Source organism: Megasphaera stantonii (assembly GCF_025567065.1).
Classification (GTDB): domain Bacteria; phylum Bacillota; class Negativicutes; order Veillonellales; family Megasphaeraceae; genus Megasphaera; species Megasphaera stantonii.
The window spans coordinates 376,060-393,136 of sequence record NZ_JAOQKD010000001.1 but is presented as its reverse complement, the minus strand read 5'-3'; the positions used below and the strand labels follow the sequence as shown (position 1 = coordinate 393,136).

Genomic DNA, 17,077 nt, shown 5'->3' with positions numbered 1-17,077 from the left:
AGAAAAAATTTTCTGAATTTCAGCCTAATCGCATCAACTTGGCACGATTGTTGCTAATTGTATAAGCAAGACACTGCAATGAAACGAGACCTTTGTGTGTCCGTGCAGTCTTTACTATCTCCCTATGTATTTTCCCGGAAAGGATGATTTATTTATGACGTTAATGACTGGCGAACAGTATATTGAAAGCATGAGAAAACTGAATTTGCAGGTATACATGTTTGGCAAAAAAGTAGAATGTCCTGTAGACGACCCGATTCTCCGTCCCTCTCTGAATTCCGTCCGAATGACCTATGACTTGGCTCAGATGCCGGAATATCAGGATTTGATGACCGTTATGTCTCCGTACACGGGCGAACGGGTAAACCGCTTTACGCACATTCATCAGAGCACGACTGACTTGATGAACAAAGTAAAAATGCAGCGTCTCCTCGGCCAGAAAACGGCTTCCTGCTTCCAGCGCTGCGTAGGCATGGACGCTTTCAACGCCGTATTCTCCACGACGTATGATATCGACCAGAAATACGGCACCCACTATCATGACAACTTCATGACCTTCATGAAACGGGTGCAGACGCAGGACCTTACAGTTGACGGCGCCATGACCGACCCGAAAGGCGACCGCGGCTTGGCTCCCCACGCACAGGAAGATCCCGATTTGTACCTCCACGTCGTAGAACGCCGCCCCGACGGCGTCGTCGTCCGCGGCGCAAAAGCTCATCAGACGGGCTTCATCAACTCTCATGAAGTTATCGTCATGCCGACGATTGCCATGGGCGAAGACGACAAGGACTACGCTATTTCCTTCTCCTGCCCGACCGACGCCGAAGGCATTTTCATGATCGTCGGCCGTCAGTCCTGCGATACACGTAAGCTCGAAGGCGCCGAAATGGATACGGGCAACCCCGAATTCGGCGGCACGGAAGCTCTCGTTATCTTCGACAACGTATTCATTCCGAACGAAAACATCTACCTCAACGGCGAATATGAATTTGCCGGCGTTCTCGTCGAACGCTTCGCCGGCTACCACCGTCAGTCTTACGGCGGCTGCAAGGTTGGTGTAGGCGACGTCCTCATCGGCGCCGCTGCGTTGGCTGCCGATTACAACGGCTGCCCGAAGGCATCGCACATTAAAGATAAGCTCATCGAAATGCAGCACCTCAACGAAACGCTGTATGCCTGCGGCATCGCCTGCTCCGCATTGGGTACGAAGACCGCTTCGGGCAACTACCTCATCGACCTCCTGCTGGCGAACGTCTGCAAGCAGAACGTCACCCGTTTCCCCTATGAAATCGTCCGCCTCGCCGAAGATATTGCCGGCGGCCTCATGGTAACGGCTCCGTCTGAAAAAGACCTTCGCGATCCGAAGATCGGGCCGTACGTTGAAAAATATCTCCGCGGTGTAAGCTCCGTATCGACGGAAAACCGCTTGAAAGTTTTGCGTCTCATCGAAAACCTCAGCCTTGGCACGGCTGCCGTCGGCTACCGCACGGAATCCATGCACGGCGCAGGCTCGCCGCAGGCGCAGCGCATCATGATTTCCCGTCAGGGCAACCTGCGCATGAAGAAACAGCTGGCTAAAGCTATCGCGCATATTGAAGACTAATTTTGGTATCACTTCACTGCTTATGAATGATGTATAAGGCATATCCGCCCTGAGGCCTGACTCCTTGCCTCCGGCGGTATGCAGTTGCAAGGCAAGATCTCCCTGCAGGCGGCGTGCGCCGGCACGTTTACCTGACAGGGAGATTTTGCATCATGAGAGTATAACGGATAAGAAAGGCGGAATATACATGGCTATTGGATTGAAAGCTCCCGGATACTATATCCAGGGCGAAGGCGAATTGGATAAGTTAGGCAAGTATGTAAAAAAATTAGGGACGACGTTTTTGGTGTTGCTGTCTCCCAACAATAAGAAGCGCATTGGCGACCGCATTGCGGCCTCACTGGAAAGCGCCGATAAAAAGGTCGTATTCTGTGAATTTGGCGGCAAGTGCACGAAGCAGGCCATTGAAGATGCAATGACTGTAGCCAAAGAAAGTGGCTGCGACGTCATCGTCGGCGTCGGCGGCGGCACGGCTCTCGATACGTCGAAGGCCGTCGCTACGAATTTAGGCGGATTGCCATCTGTCATTATTCCGACGATTGCGTCTAACGACGCGCCATGCAGCAGCGTAGCTGTCATTTATAACGATGAAGGCGTGGTCATCAAGGCCCTCATGATGCACCGCAACCCCGACGTCGTCCTCGTCGATACGGGAATCATTGCCCAGGCTCCGAAGCATTATCTCGTTTCCGGTATGGGCGACGCCTTGTCGACGTATTTTGAAGCCCGTGCCTGCTACCGCAGCGGCGCAAAGACCATGTCCCGCGGCAAGTGCTCTATGACGGCGATGGCTTTGTCCGAATTGTGCTATAAGACGCTCCTCAAGGATTCTCTGAAAGCCTTGGAAGCTGTAGAACAGCACGTCGTCACGCCGGAACTGGAAGCCGTCGTCGAAGCCTGCGTATATTTGAGCGGCGTCGGCTTTGAAGACGGCGGCCTGGCTGCGGCGCATGCCGTCAACGACGGATTTGCCTATGTGCCTCAGGCGCACGGCATGTCTCACGGCGAAAAGGTAGCCTTCGGTTTGTTGGTACAGCTGCAGCTGGAACAGGCTCCGCAGGAAGAATGGGATACGGTTCTGCAGTATATCAAGTCCGTTGGCTTGCCGTCGTGCTTAGCCGATATGGGCATTACGGACGTAAAAGAAGACGAACTTCGCCAGGTTGCCGCCGCAGCGACAGTTCCGACGCAGTTTACGAAAAACGTCCGCGCCGATATTACGGCTGACGAAGTATACGCTGCAATTATGGCAGCCGACGCGGCCGGCCGAGCCTAAGGCTATGTTTACCGTAACGCCGGCGGCGAAAGGGTATATTCAAAAGCATGGCGGACACGTTATCATATCCTTGACGTTTGAGCCGTCCTTGGGCGGGACTTGAAAAGGTAATCGCATCTGGGGCAGTTATGTTCCGGAAATTGGTTTAGGTAAACCAATTCAAGGCGGTTTTCTGCGTAAAGAATGCGACGGAATAACCATATGGTATCACAGTCGTCTCAAGATCAAGGAAGGCTTTTCTTCTATACGCATAGCACTCCGTTCCATCTGGATAAGCTCTTGGCTTGAAGTGGAAGGGGCTGCGGGATATGCTGTCATACCGCCGGCAGCTGACAAAACATAATATAATGAAAAAGATGTCGCTTGAAGAAAGATCGATTTCTTCGGCGACATCTTTTTTATGGGGTGTTTTGACTGTGTTTAAGATTAAGGCTCTTGATGGGGCTGGCTGTATGACTGATGAATTTCCTATGTAAAATTTGCAAGGGAGTCCTAAGGCAAAGGTTTCTTGCGTATGATATACTAAGAGCGTTGCTTACCCAAACCGCAACGGGGAGGGGGTGGCAGATACAATGCAGGAGTTTGTTTCATTCATTCTTTCTATTATGGCAAGTGTAGTAGCGAATTACATTTGCAGATGGCTGAATAGAAAGATGTGAGCAACCAGCCTTGCCGAAGCGCCGGTATAAATAGCGTTAGAACCCCCTCACAGTGGCCGCTGTTGAGGGGGTTCGTTCGGTGCATCTACAATGCTCCTTGTTTCATTCATTCTTCATGGTTAGTATATCATATCCTGAAGAATTTACAAGGTGAAAATCGCTTTAAAGAATATCAATTTGGCACATTTTCATGGCTTCCAGGGCCCGCGCGTGGCTTTCCGGCGTGACGCCGGCGCAGCATGAGGCGTCGACGCAAATTTCTTTTTCCGGATAGAAGGCTTTCAGCAGCATGGCGTTGGAAATGACGCAGATATCCGTACATACGCCCATGAGGACGATGCGGTCGTACTCCGCCGTTTCAGCAATCAAATCGGTGCTGCCGAAGGTAGGCTTTTCCAAGATGGTGGCAAATAAGGTATACGGCAGGAGCTGACGGCATATATTCCAGCCCTTTGTATCCTTGATACAGTGCGGGACCGGAAGTTTCTGCCCTTCCTGCGTGTCTAAGTAATTTTCTCCGTGCGTATCCTGCGTGAAGATCAAGTCGGTGCTGACGGACGTGTCCTTTTTGCTGGCGACGATTTTAGCTTCGATGCGCGGTACGACGGCCTGGGCTTCCTTGGTCCCCAGGGCGCCGTCGATGAAGTCGTTCTGCATGTCGATGATGACGTAAGCCTGATTCATACAGTATCCCTTCTTCCTTAATGCTGCTGCTTGAGTTCGCGGACATAGGCCGGCACGTCATGGCAGACCATGAGCCCTGACATGAGGGCGACGCCGGCAACGGGCGTAGTGCCGAGCTCTTTGACCGTTTGAAGATTGATGCCCCCTAAGGCGTAGACGGGAATCGACACGGCGTCGCAGATGGCCTGGACGGTCTGCGTGCCGATTGGCGGCATCGTTTTTTTGCAGTCTGTCGGAAATACGTGGCTGGCCATGATGTACGTTGCGCCCAGCTTTTCGGCGCGCGCTGCTTCCTCCGGCGTATGGACGGAAACGCCCAGGGTCGTCATATAATAGAGAAGGGACGAATGGGTTTCCAAATACTCCAGCGAACACTGGAAACGGGGAACGTGCAGGCGGATGGCCGCTTTGCCGAAGTGGTGGAGAATGCACGTCTTGTCGTGCATGTTGCACAGGCGCAGCGCTTTTTTTGCGTATTCGACGTATTCATCTTCTGACAGCGTTTTTTCGCGAAGAACAATGGTATCGACGTCGGACGCGGCGATTTGTTCAAGCTGGTCCCAATAATTCGTCGTGGCAAGTTCGCGATTTGTTATTGCAACTACTTTTAACACAATAATATCACCCGATCGTTGTATAGTATAATGACATAAAATTATAATGTATATATACTATTACTATATATTAATCTCATAGCTCCGTCAATGTTTATACGGTAGGAATATAGGTCATTCTAAAAATAAATGATGTAAGGGCATACACTGTATAAATTTTTACAAAAATAAGTATTTTCTGGAGATTTATCTAACAAAATAAATGCCGCGAAGATATAGAAATAATGATAAATAATCATAGCAAAGACAGCAGGGGGAGATAACAAAAACAGCTTGGCAGTGGATTAGTCTGCAAGCTGTTTTTGCCGTTTCTATAGTTAGGTTATAAAAAGGAGATAGCTTATACATAGATGTAGTCGCTGGTCACAGGCTGCAGGCCCATGTGCTTGATGGCGGCGTACATTTCGTCGAAAGAGCGGCTGTCGGTGATTTCAAACTGTTCGTCGCCCATTTCGGAGCCGTCGTCTTCCAAGTGGCCGCCGATGCCGACGCAGACGCTGGCCGATACCTTCGTAGCGGCGATTTTCATGATGGCGTTGCGGTACCGGGCGCTTTCTCGGCTCGATACGACGATGCCCGCATAGGGGAGAAACAGGCGGTAGGCGCAGATGATCTGCGTGAGCTTCCGTTCGTCTACGTCTTTCGGATTGATTTTATCGTTGTTGATAATCGGGCACAGCCGCGGACAGGACAAGGAAATTTCAGCGTGAGGATATTTGCGCTGCATGAGGTAGGCGTGCATGCCCGTGGCGACGGCGTCTTTCTGATAGTCGTCGAGGCCGAGAAGGGCAGCGAAGCCGACGCCGCGCATGCCGCCTAAAATTGCCCGTTCCTGAGAATAGAAGCGGTAGGGGAAGATGCGCTTATTTCCAGCCAGGTGCAGCGTTTCGTATTTCGTCGAGTTGTACGTTTCCTGGAATACCGTAACGTAGTCGGCGCCGCATTCGTGGAGGTATTTGTAATCGTCGGAGTTGACCGGGTAGATTTCCATGCCGATGACCCGGAAATACTGGCGGGCGATCTTGACGGCGTTTCCGATGTACTGAATGTCCGACATCTTCGGGCTTTCGCCGGTCAGCATGAGGACTTCTTCGATGCCGGCGTTGGCGATGTTCTGGCATTCGCGGTGGAGCTCTTCGTCGTTCAGGCGGGCCCGCTTGATTTTATTGTGGGAGTTGAAGCCGCAGTAGATGCAGTAGTTGTCGCAGTAGTTGGCAAAATAAATCGGCGTGAGGATGGAAATGTTGGAACCGAAATGGCGGCGCGTCACGATGTGGGCCTTCTGGGCCATTTGTTCCAAATACGGAGCGGCGGCCGTCGACAAGAGGGCCATGAAGTCCCGCGGTTCCAGGTGCTGCTTATTCAGGGCCCGTTCGACGTCTTGGGACGTATAGTCTTCGTCATGGAAGGCGTCGTGGTATTTCGTCACTTCGTCGAGCATGTTCGAATCAAGGACTTCCATGCCCGGAAGATAGGTCATGTGGTCAATGCGTTGTTCTGTCATCGTCGTACCTCCTTAGTCGCCCAAGAATCCTGTCAGCGGGTCTGACGCCGATGCCGTTTCGCTGACGCGGCCCATGCCGGCCAGATAGGCCTGACGGCCTGCTTCAATCGCCTTGCGGAAGGCGCTGGCCATGAGGGGCAGGTCTCCTGCCGTCGCCAGGCCCGTGTTGGCCATGATAGCGGCGGCGCCCATTTCCATGGCTTCGCAGGCCTGGGACGGGCGGCCGATGCCGGCGTCTACGATGATGGGCAAGTCGATTTCGTCGATGAGGATTTGGATGAAATCCTTCGTGGACAGGCCCTTGTTGGAGCCGATCGGCGACGCTAAGGGCATGACGGCGGCTGCGCCGGCCGATACGAGGTCGCGGGCCGTGTACAGGTCGGGGTACATGTAGGGCAATACGACGAAGCCTTCCTTGGCCAGGATTTCCGTCGCCTTTACCGTTTCGACATTGTCGGGAAGCAAGTATTTAGAATCGCGCATGATTTCGATTTTGATAAAGTCGCCGCAGCCGATTTCGCGGGACAGACGGGCGATGCGGACGGCTTCGTCGGCGTTGCGGGCGCCCGACGTGTTGGGAAGAAGGGTTACGCCCTTGGGAATGAAGTCGAGGATATTATCTTTCTGCCCGGCTTCGACGCGGCGCAGGGCCATCGTGACGATCTGCGCGCCGGCCTGTTCGACGGCAGCCTGAATCAGGTTGACGGAATACTTGCCCGAACCGAGAATGAAGCGGGATGTAAATTCATGACCGCCGAGAATCAACGTGTCTTTTTGTTCCATGAGAAACAACTCCTTTGTATTTGCTGCTGTATGAGATAATGGTACTTCTGTGCGGGGAATGCCTATCAGCCTCCTCCGACGAACTGGACGATTTCCATCGTGTCGCCGTCGCATAAGGTGACGGTGCGATAGGTTCCGCGCTTTACGATAGCGCCGTTCAGCTCGACGGCGATGCGTTCCGGCCGCAGCTCTTCCTGGTCCAAATAGGCCTGCAAATTCATGCCCGCAGCCTGGACTTCTTTTCCATTAATTCGTACCATCGGCGTTCTCCTTTCATAAAAAATAAGCCGCACGAAGAGAATTACACCCGCGGTGGTGTACCCCTTCGTGCGGCTTTGTCAGTCACACTCTACGTATTATTATAGCGAATAGATGCTTCTTGTCAAGATATTCGTGAATTTTAGTACATATGACAGCGCAAACTAATTGTGGGAAAATTTATTATATAAGAGTAAATGACGTATAATGTAACGGCAATACCCGTACCGGCATATGGCTGCATGGCGTTTATAACGCAACGATAGCAGCCATATCAACTAGTTAAAGGAACTATTGAAAATGTCCTTTCAAAAAATACCTACAACTACTTTACACTATTAGCCGAGAGAGTTCTGCTTGACATGTCTGAAAACTGTATTATAATACAATTATTGGTCTTTTTTTATTGGCGTTTTTGTGCATACAGACCTTGAAACCATCTCGATTTTTGAAGAAATCGAGATAAATTTATTTATAAAATTGCAAAATCAACGGCTGGAGTTTGATCCATGCCATACAAAACGGAGGGATTTTAAGATGAAATTCGGACTGTTAAAGGATATCAAAACCGGCGAATACCGCACCATTGTTACACCTGCGGAAGTCGACGCCATTGTGGGCGACGGCCACGAGGTCTACGTCCAGCGCGGCGCCGGTATCGGCGCGGGCTTTTCGGACGAGCAGTATGAGAAAGAGGGCGCTAAACTGGTGGACACCATGGAAGAGATCTATGGGACATGTGACTTTGTTACCAAGGTCAAGGAACTGGAGCCCTGTGAATTTCCCCTGCTGCGGGAGAATCAGATTATTCTGACCTGCATCCATCCTGCCGCTCATCCCCAAGAAGTGCAGGCCCTTTTAGACAGCAAGTGCATCTCTTTCAGCGCTGAGGACAGCCATCGGTATGGCTCCCCTAACTGTGAGGCAGCTGGCAAAATGGGGGCCTTGATGGGTCTTGATTCCCTGTTGTCTATCCACGGGGGCAAGGGAAAATTTGTCAACGGCCTGGGCGGCGCGCCTGGCGTCAAAGCTCTGGTACTGGGCGGCGGTACCGTGGGCCGGGCTTGTGTCTCTGTCCTCCACGCCTTGGGGGCCTGGGTGACCGTGATGGACATAAATATCGGCACTTTGCGGGATATTTCCCAGCAGTTCAACGAGGAAATCAATACCCAGATTTCCAACCGGTACAACCTGAAAAAGCTTCTGCCGGAAATCGACGTAGTATATAACTGCGTGCGCTGGCCCAAGAACGCCACGGAGTACATGATCGACCGGGAAATGGTCCGCTCCATGGAGAAGGGCTCCGTCATCGTAGATATCAGCAACGACGTAGGCGCTATTGAGACGTTCCACGAAACCACTCACGACGATCCCCGCTATATCGAGGAGGGCGTGGTTCACTATTGCGTCAGCAACATCCCCGGCGCCATTGCCCAGTCGACCTCCATCGCCTATGCTGCCTCAGTGCTTCCCCACTTCCGTTCCATTTTGAACAACGGGGTAGCAGAGGCCTGCGCCCGGGACGGATTCCTTCGGCGCAGCTTGACTACCTATCAGGGATACCTCACCCATGAGGAAACCAGCGCTATCCAAAACCGGCCCTGGATTCGCCCTGAAGATATTCTGGGGATAGCGGATCGGGAACTGGATCCCGCTCCCCGCACTACGAATACCCGTTCGGAAAACTTCATTCAGCTCTAAGCATACTCGCAGCCCTCTGTGTGGAGAGCTTGGCGAGTTTGGGAAAGTCCTGCTGAGGAGAACCACCCCGGCGGGACTTTCCCTTTATTTTATTTCATGGGAGGAATTTTATGAGCGTCAACGACTTTTTACTGGACTTTGCCTTTGCCTCGCTGTTTATTGTGATTGGACAGTTAATCCGGGCCAAGGTGCCTCTGGTTCAGAAATTTTTTGTGCCGGCCAGCATGATTGCCGGTTTTATCGCTTTGGTCCTGGGGAATCAGGGGTTGAACGTGCTGCCCTTCTCCAACTCCATTGGCAGTTATCCCGGCGTGCTGATCATCCTGATTTTTGCGGCCGTGGGCATGGGGGGATTTTCCTTTTCCAAGACCAAATTCAAGTCTGAGGTGGAGCGGGTTGGCTCCTATTTCTCTTATAAAGTGCTGGCCCAGGCCATTCAGTTTGCCTTTGCGCCTTTATTTGGGGTGCTGGTGATTTCCGAGTTGTTCCCGGAGATCAACTACGGCTTTGGATTTCTGCTGGCTTCCGGATTCTCCGGCGGCCACGGCACCGCCGCTGCAGTGGGATCTGCCATGGCGGAGCTGGGCTTTACTGACGCCACCGACATTGGGATGACCTGCGCCACGGTGGGCATCCTGTCCGGCATCTTCGGAGGGCTGTTCTTTATCAAGATCGGAACCAAGCGAGGCTGGACCAAGTATATTGAGAGCTTCCAGTACATCTCCGGAGACTTGAAGACCGGCCTGATCAAGGATGAGAAGAATCGGGGCTCTATGGGTAAGGAGACCGTCGCCTCCGTAGTGCTGGATCCCCTGGCCTGGCATTTGGCCCTGCTTTTGATAGCTTCCGGCGCAGGCTTCTTGGCCAACGGGTGGATTAAGGACGCCATAGGATTGGACCTGCCCAGCTATTTGCTGGCCTTCCTCATTGGCATGGCTATGTTCCTGTGCTTCCAAAAAACTGGAGTAGGGCATTACATGGACAATACGGTCATCAGCCGTATCTCCGGCACAGCCACGGACTATCTGGTGTTTTTCGGTATCGCCTCTATCAAGATCTCCGTTATTGTGGAGTACGCTATACCGCTGCTGTTGCTGCTGCTGTTCGGCATGGTGCTGGTAGTGCTTACCCTGATGTACTTTGGCGCTGCCATGAATAAAGGCAGCTGGTTTGAGCGTTCCCTCTTCGTGTGGGGCTATTCCACTGGTGTGTTTGCCATCGGCTTTATCCTGCTGCGCATCGTGGACCCGGAAAACAAGTCCAAGACCCTAAACGATACTGCCTTGGCCGGGCCGCTGACCACTCCCTTTGAAATGTTTGCTTGGTCCATGGCCCCCAGTATGCTTCTCTGCGGCCAGCACTGGCAATTTATTATCCTCTATATTGTGATCTTTGCGGCTTGTATCCTTGTCAACCGCATCTTCAAGTGGTGGTGGCTCAAGATGCCTCTGAACCGCCCTGCGGAGAATGAGTTCTGATACTGCAAGCCGGAATTTCATCAAAAAAAGAGTATTGCCCATGCGGTATGATTTTATGCTATTCTTGTGAAATCCCGTGCAACAGCGTATGCACTGTATTTAAAATCAATATAAATCGTAGCAACATGAGGGGCTGCCGCACTGTTACCGTGCGGCAGCCCCTTGATATTTTAATTCTATTTATAGAAAGGAATGCATCGAACCTGCGTTTGGCAGGTGCAAATGTAAAGGAACGGAAGGACGCAAATTCTCAATGTCACATGCCGCGGCTGGATATGACAGAGCCATAAGCGGGTAAAACGAATGAGGAAGTTACAAGCTAAGGGCAAGGCTTACGCATGTCTGGTAACGTTGACAGCCGGGAAAAACCGGTATTTGTCAGGCGGCAAAGCAGCAAACAAAATGGCGCGAGCTATCAATGACGCAATGCTTCGGGTATGGAAAGGCCAGCCTCTTCGCAGTTTTACGCTGCCGTGTCAGCCATGACAGCGATGAAAATACAAAGGGATGGTGCGGGAGTATTTTACAAAAGGGATGGATATCACGACTATTTCAGGAACCTATATGCAGCCTGTCTTTACAGAGCTCAATCTTCGGCTGCAAACATGCTGGGGATATAAAACACCTTATGAAGTCTGCCATTAAAACATTGTACTTAGCTTGACAATTCACCGTTGAAAAATAAGGGATAAAGTAAATGGTATATAAATAGAATACAATTAATAAATAATCAATTCATTTATAGTAATGGCTGTTCCCGGCAACAGCAGTAGTATCCGATTATTTAACAAAAACATGATACGACATTATACCTATAAAGTTATTACAAGGTACATTCCAAGTACATTTTGCACAAAAAAACGGGTTCCCGATTCCGGGAACCCGCATGTTTTCTGGAGCCACTAATAGGATTCGAACCTACGACCCTCTCATTACGAAGCTTTGGCTCAAATATTTGTTCGACGACACAGCATAGAAAAATATCTCGAAATTAAAAAATGCTCTAATTTCCGCTGTAAGGAATTTTTATGCGGTGCATGACGCTTTTATCGTGTTACCTCTTAAAAATCGCTTAGAACGGAAATTTGAAAGATCACCCAGACAGGAAGTGCTTGCTATTTTATGCATGAAGGGATTTTTTCCTGCTTGACTCCTGTTTCAATACTGGATATAATGAAAGTGAAATAAAAATGAGGCATTACACCGACAAACGGTTATAGCCCCTATACTTGACGAGATTTAACCGCCTAAAGTTTGGACGCTACGGGCGGTTATTTCTTTTGTAAGAGAACCACTAAGAGAATCAAAAGTAATAGTGTTACGTTTGTCTCGTTCATGGGCATCACCCCCATTCATTCAGAAATGGATAGGGGCGATATAACCGCCTGCCGTTGTTTGTGTAATGCCTACGGGAAAATGATACAGGATACAAGACACAGATGTCAATAGAAAATAATTCTCTAAGGGTGGGGGTATATTGAAATTGCTAAAAATTGTGAAGCCCTGATTAATTCCTTGAAAATCCCCGTTTTCCCCGTAGCTCCCCATGATTTGAGTATGAAAGACACAGCAGGGGGGCGTTCCCTTTTATTCGAACTATCTTCAGCAGTAAGGATACAATCCTTGTCCTGCCTCTCTTGTCTTGGTGTTCATATAGGGCATGCCCTAACTGTACACTCGAAATATGTTTCAATAGGGCCGTTTTTAGTATTTATTTTACATTTTGTCCATAACATTTTAAATTCTATCTTGACACCTTGCTCCGCTTCATGCTATGCTTCAGACACAGAAGAAGGAGGAAATGGACATGGCTAATATAGGATACATCAGGGTATCGACAGCAGAACAGCACACGACACGACAGGAAACAGCGTTCGAAGGAATCGCCGCACTGGAAAAGGTGTATGTAGACAAATGTAGCGGCAAGGATAGACACCGCCCACAGCTCACCGCCTGCATGGATTACTTGCGGGAAGGTGACACGCTGTACGTGAATGAATACAGCCGCCTCGCCAGGAGTACACAGGATTTACTGAATATCATTACGGAGCTGAAGAATAAGGGCGTGCGTGTTGTCAGTTTAAAGGAAAAGTTCGATACAGACACACCGCAGGGCAGGCTTATGCTGACGATGATCGCCAGTATTAACCAGTTCGAACGGGAACTCATGTTACAGCGGCAACGGGAAGGCATAGCAGAGGCAAAGAAGGCAGGGAAGTATAAAGGGCGCAAGGCGAAAGACAAACCGCCGCAGTGGGCGAAATGGTACCAGATTTACAAGACTAGAGGAATGACGGCGACGGAACTCGCTAAAAGGTGCGGGGTTTCCCGTACTGTATTGTATAGGTGGTTTGCGGAAGACAAAGAAAAATAGAGCGTGTCCACTGCGCAAAATTGAGCGGTAAACCTTTGGGCATGTCTTTGTTTCCTATTTTTGGTAAGCAAACAGGGATTTTTCCAAAATTGGAAGAAACTGTTTAGCTCAAATTTGGGCGTAACTATACTCACCCATTCAGGGGGAATGAACGTTCTTTTACTACTACTAATTGCATATCGAATCCAAATCACAGAGTCAGCTGAAAAGTAGCGGTTGACTCTTTTTTGTCTCTAAATAAAACTAAACGTTCTTTTATGAGAGAGGATATGATTAAAAATATTAACAATTAAAATAACAGATGAAAAGAATTTTATGTTGTTTAGGAAATAATATAATGTTTTGTCCCCTAAAACTTTAGAATAAATTGTCCCCCGTTATGGAGAAAATAGCACGGTCAGATTCTCCGTTAGAAAGCTATGATTAATTGATATGGAAAGAGATGTCAAGTTGATATTTCAGAATCCTTTAGTGTAGTAAAGTATTTCTTTGATTTATCTATTTTAGAAGGTAGTAGTAGTAATGGCAAAGGAGGAGGTACAGGAGGAGGATAGTTAGGTAGTTATTCGTGGGGGAGTTCCAGAGGTGGCCGTGAGCTATTCCCCTCTATTCTCATGGGTAAGAGAGAGCAAGAGAGGCTATCCATGTCTTCCATTGTGTCATGGGTTTGATGGGGTTCTACTGGGTTACTCTGGAGTATGAATCTTGGGGTGTTCCTCAGCTTATCCCTCAGCAAAGGACATTCCTAAAATTAAGTCATGGAATAACTGGCTATTTACTGGGCTCACTGGGATTTATTGAAGGGAGAAACCGTGCTAAAAGACAAAAGGAAGGAGATTTACAGATGAAAAAATACTTGCTTTATTCGTTGGATTTGACTACAAAGAATTGCCTTGAAGGTGGATTCAGGAAAAGACACAAAGACGTGACACAGGAAGATTTACAGAAGGCTATGAAAAACGCTCTGGAAAGTCTACGGAGGAAAGCCAGAGTAAGAGGCTGGCAGTATGTTGTCTACGCCGCTATCAGCAATATTCACCGTTCGCAAGGCGGCCGTCTGGGGGCTTGGCATGTCCATGTGATACTGTACGGCTCCCCTTGCTCTCAAATTGTCAAAGAGTTAAAAAGTTATTGGGTGAAGAGGTGGTATGGAAATCCGGCACAGTGCCCCCTGCGGAGTTGCTACGACGGGCGGAAGGTGAATTATGTTCGGGAGCAAGAAGTACAGGGCTTTTTCCAGAAGGTGAACGCCGAGGACATCTTGAAAGAATTGCAGGCAGAAGGAAAGAAAGATACCTTGAAAGCTCTTGCGCAGTATCAGCCTGTTTCATAATTTGCTGTTTTTTGTGAGCAGGCTACTACAGTTAGTAGAATAAAAGACACATCGACCCTTTTAGGTATGTTGGTATACCCCGACATGCGTTAGGTTTGTAGATTAGGTTCTACAGGCAAATTTTCAGTAAAAGACAATCGGGAGCACCCTACGGCTTTTTGTCTCTGATGTACAGCTCTTTATTCAGTACGTCCAAAAGTTTTTCAAGGTCTTTAACTGTCATAGAACCACGGCGGAATTTATTCAACATTCCTTCATAGGATACGGGAACCTTTTCGGCCACTTCTTTCAAGGTCATCCCTTGTTCTTTAGCGTATTGCTTTAGTAGTTCATGAATGTTCATGAAAATCCCCCTTTCATGTAGATTTATTATCTTGATTGTAACATGTATTCATTTTTCTTGACAACTAACTAAAACGTTAGCTATACTATATCCAAAGAACTAACTAATTCGTTAGTTTAAATAAAATGCGATCACAAAGGAGAGAAATACTATGACAACAAAAAACACCACTAACACGAAAGACACAGCCGCAAAAGTAGCTACTGCCGCACAAGTCCCCTATGAAATGTACGCGCAAGAAGTAAGAGAACGGAAACAGCTCCAGCAGGCAATAACAACGGCGTTCCTGCAAAAACACATGTACGACCTCGCCGACGCTGACCATTTCACAGGGCTAAGCATGGAACGGTACGAACTCATGAAGAAGGCTGCGGAGAACGCCGAAGACATGGAAAAGCTTGCCGATGTAACCAGTAAGCAGTTCTCTATCATCGCCACGTACTTCTATTATGCCGCCCTCAAGGACGCTTTCGCCTACAGTGGGGCCTTTACGAATCTCGACGAAATCATCGGGGTGCATGACGTGACACTTGAACAGCTGGCAGAATCTTCTGAAGGGGCCCCCTTACTGGATACGGGAGTTCACTTCTTCACCTTTGAGGATGAGAAGGGACTGCATTCTACCCTTGACGACATCGTAGAGATGAAAGAATACCAGAAGAAACAGAAATAGAGTGAGTAAGTAGGTAGTGAAGCGGAGCCGTAGGAGAAACCCCGCCCCTGCGGCTCTTCTTTTATGCAGACACATGGAAAGAAGGTATAGAAAATGCTTACGACGAAATTAGCACCCCGAACACTGGAGGAACAGGAGACAACTATCGTATTTGACCGCGCAGGCGACACCATGAGAATTTACACGGCAGACACTACGATGGTAACCTTGCTAGACAAAAAATATCCACGAGCAAAGGAATACACCGACAAGGGCGGCCTGTATGCTGTTGAGTATGTAGCCGACAAAAGTTTATTGACCTTTAGGACGAAGAAAATGACATTAACCGATGAACAGAAGAAAGAGAGGGCGGCACGTCTAAGGAAACATGCATGACATATTATTTTTTGTCTGTATTCTCCTAAATTTAGGGAGAAAAAACATATATCCCTCTCTTTAGGTGTAATTACCCTTGAAGGATATTTCAATTTTGTAAATCGCTATTTTATCAAGAAAAAAGACACACAGAGACAAATGGATACGACCGCATCCATAGGGAGCCAGCATATACCGTGTTGGCTCTCTTTTTTTGTGTGTCTTTATATTTTGATGACGGCATGATATAGTAAAGGCGAGATTGCTTTTCTATGTTGTGTCGTCCTTTTTATATACGAAGGGATGACAGAATGATATGATGACACAACATAATGAATCATCAGCAGTGAAACTCGACAATGAACAATTAATGCAAATGGCGAAACTCATTTCCCAGAATATCGCACCTGTACAGGCGAAGCAATGGGAAGGAAGCCATATTCTTGTCAATGACTATATGACGGAATGGCTGGAAGCTAAACACGGGATAGACATAGTACAAAAGACATACGAGAACTACGAAGGGCGGTACAGGAATCACATAAAGCCATTCTTTGAAGGTAAAACAATCATGGATGTCTCGTATAATACCGTGTCAGCATTTGTGAAGCATCTAAAGGCTAAAGGCGTTACTGACAGTACAATTCATGATATAGTCCGTGTTTTGTCTATTGCGCTTAATGAGGCTGTAAACGTGCGGGAGCTAATCCCTAAGAATCCATGTGACGGGGTGCATTTGCCGAAGATCAGGCAGAAGAAAAAGCGCCCGACCATTACAGACACAGAAGCAAGAAAGCTCTTTGAGGTGTGTAAAGATCATCATTATTGGATTGCTATTCCTATCCTGTTGATGTGTGGCATGAGAAAAGGCGAACTGCTGGCTTTGACATGGGATGATGTTTTTCAAGATGAAGATACAGGGCAATGGTATATCAGCATCAATAAGAAAGTATCCGCCAGTAAGGGAAAACACACTGTAGAAAAGTTCATGAAGACACTGGAAGGATATAGAAATGTAGCTGTCCCGCACGTTCTGGTGGATTTGATGTTCTACTACAAAGAGCATACACAGCGAAACAGCCGAACATATATCATTGCACAAAAGCGACAGGACAAAATGGAGAGTACAAGGAATTTCAATCGAACGTTTACACGATGGAAAGAGAAAGCAGGCATTACGAAGCCTATTAGTCCTCATTCCTGCCGTCGTGCCTTTGCGACACGTTTAGTATTGGAAGGTGTACCCTTGGAAGCCATGAAGAAACAAGGCGGCTGGAAAAGCGACAAAATGCCATATTACTACGCTGATGAAGCACAAACGGACATACTCAAAAACAAATGTGCCGACATCATGGGGCAGCATTGGGCAGGACAGTTCATTCCTGTTGCTGAATAGACATACGAGAAAATAGCATAAAAAAAGAACCCCACTGCGGT

The 17,077-nt window shown here is 48.6% G+C and carries 15 protein-coding genes; 9 read left to right on the top strand and 6 right to left on the bottom strand.

Annotated elements, in window-relative coordinates:
* Positions 1 to 154: 154 nt before the first annotated feature.
* The gene (locus OCV58_RS01765) at positions 155 to 1,606 is read left to right on the top strand and encodes a 4-hydroxyphenylacetate 3-hydroxylase family protein (RefSeq protein WP_107195329.1); all 1,452 of its coding nucleotides are present in this window, start codon (positions 155 to 157) and stop codon (positions 1,604 to 1,606) included.
* Between the two features lie 187 nt (positions 1,607 to 1,793).
* Positions 1,794 to 2,882, top strand: a complete 1,089-nt coding sequence (locus OCV58_RS01760; protein ID WP_154876699.1) for a glycerol dehydrogenase — start codon at positions 1,794 to 1,796, stop codon at positions 2,880 to 2,882.
* Positions 2,883 to 3,703: 821 nt separating this feature from the next.
* Here the strand turns inward: OCV58_RS01760 and OCV58_RS01755 are convergent.
* The 5 genes from OCV58_RS01755 to thiS form a co-directional block, all read right to left on the bottom strand.
* The gene (locus OCV58_RS01755; protein WP_087477245.1) at positions 3,704 to 4,225 is read right to left on the bottom strand and encodes a cysteine hydrolase family protein; all 522 of its coding nucleotides are present in this window, start codon (positions 4,223 to 4,225) and stop codon (positions 3,704 to 3,706) included.
* A 17-nt stretch (positions 4,226 to 4,242) separates the two neighbouring features.
* Positions 4,243 to 4,839 carry a thiamine phosphate synthase gene (locus OCV58_RS01750; RefSeq protein WP_087477246.1) on the bottom strand — a complete coding sequence of 199 codons (597 nt, stop codon included), beginning with the start codon at positions 4,837 to 4,839 and terminating at the stop codon, positions 4,243 to 4,245.
* Positions 4,840 to 5,179: 340 nt separating this feature from the next.
* The gene (gene thiH, locus OCV58_RS01745; protein ID WP_087477247.1) at positions 5,180 to 6,343 is read right to left on the bottom strand and encodes a 2-iminoacetate synthase ThiH; all 1,164 of its coding nucleotides are present in this window, start codon (positions 6,341 to 6,343) and stop codon (positions 5,180 to 5,182) included.
* A gap of 12 nt (positions 6,344 to 6,355) precedes the next feature.
* Entirely contained in the window at positions 6,356 to 7,126 is a 771-nt protein-coding gene (locus OCV58_RS01740; protein WP_087477248.1) for a thiazole synthase, read from the bottom strand.
* 65 nt (positions 7,127 to 7,191) lie between these two features.
* A complete protein-coding gene (thiS, locus tag OCV58_RS01735) occupies positions 7,192 to 7,386 on the bottom strand; it encodes a sulfur carrier protein ThiS (RefSeq protein WP_087477249.1) in 195 nt (64 codons plus the stop codon).
* A gap of 535 nt (positions 7,387 to 7,921) precedes the next feature.
* Between thiS and OCV58_RS01730 the strand changes: the two genes are divergently transcribed.
* The 4 genes from OCV58_RS01730 to OCV58_RS01715 all read left to right on the top strand — a co-directional run bounded on the left by OCV58_RS01730 (position 7,922) and on the right by OCV58_RS01715 (position 14,270).
* Positions 7,922 to 9,085 carry an alanine dehydrogenase gene (locus OCV58_RS01730; protein WP_087477250.1) on the top strand — a complete coding sequence of 388 codons (1,164 nt, stop codon included), beginning with the start codon at positions 7,922 to 7,924 and terminating at the stop codon, positions 9,083 to 9,085.
* Positions 9,086 to 9,195: 110 nt separating this feature from the next.
* Positions 9,196 to 10,563: a sodium/glutamate symporter gene (locus OCV58_RS01725; RefSeq protein WP_154876698.1), complete on the top strand. Its 1,368-nt coding sequence runs from the start codon at positions 9,196 to 9,198 to the stop codon at positions 10,561 to 10,563.
* A gap of 1,807 nt (positions 10,564 to 12,370) precedes the next feature.
* On the top strand, positions 12,371 to 12,937 hold the full coding sequence (locus OCV58_RS01720; protein ID WP_154876697.1) for a recombinase family protein: 567 nt from the start codon (positions 12,371 to 12,373) through the stop codon (positions 12,935 to 12,937).
* Positions 12,938 to 13,781: 844 nt separating this feature from the next.
* A complete protein-coding gene (locus OCV58_RS01715; RefSeq protein ID WP_267312745.1) occupies positions 13,782 to 14,270 on the top strand; it encodes a hypothetical protein in 489 nt (162 codons plus the stop codon).
* Positions 14,271 to 14,418: 148 nt separating this feature from the next.
* Here OCV58_RS01715 and OCV58_RS01710 read toward each other — a convergent pair whose 3' ends face one another.
* The gene (locus tag OCV58_RS01710; RefSeq protein ID WP_154876693.1) at positions 14,419 to 14,613 is read right to left on the bottom strand and encodes a helix-turn-helix domain-containing protein; all 195 of its coding nucleotides are present in this window, start codon (positions 14,611 to 14,613) and stop codon (positions 14,419 to 14,421) included.
* Between the two features lie 151 nt (positions 14,614 to 14,764).
* Between OCV58_RS01710 and OCV58_RS01705 the strand changes: the two genes are divergently transcribed.
* The 3 genes from OCV58_RS01705 (at position 14,765) to OCV58_RS01695 (ending at position 17,036) form a co-directional block, all read left to right on the top strand.
* Positions 14,765 to 15,286 (top strand): hypothetical protein, encoded by a 522-nt coding sequence (locus OCV58_RS01705; RefSeq protein ID WP_154876692.1) that lies wholly within the window; start codon positions 14,765 to 14,767, stop codon positions 15,284 to 15,286.
* A gap of 93 nt (positions 15,287 to 15,379) precedes the next feature.
* On the top strand, positions 15,380 to 15,661 hold the full coding sequence (locus tag OCV58_RS01700) for a hypothetical protein (RefSeq protein WP_154876691.1): 282 nt from the start codon (positions 15,380 to 15,382) through the stop codon (positions 15,659 to 15,661).
* Between the two features lie 295 nt (positions 15,662 to 15,956).
* The gene (locus tag OCV58_RS01695; protein WP_154876690.1) at positions 15,957 to 17,036 is read left to right on the top strand and encodes a tyrosine-type recombinase/integrase; all 1,080 of its coding nucleotides are present in this window, start codon (positions 15,957 to 15,959) and stop codon (positions 17,034 to 17,036) included.
* Positions 17,037 to 17,077: the final 41 nt, after the last annotated feature.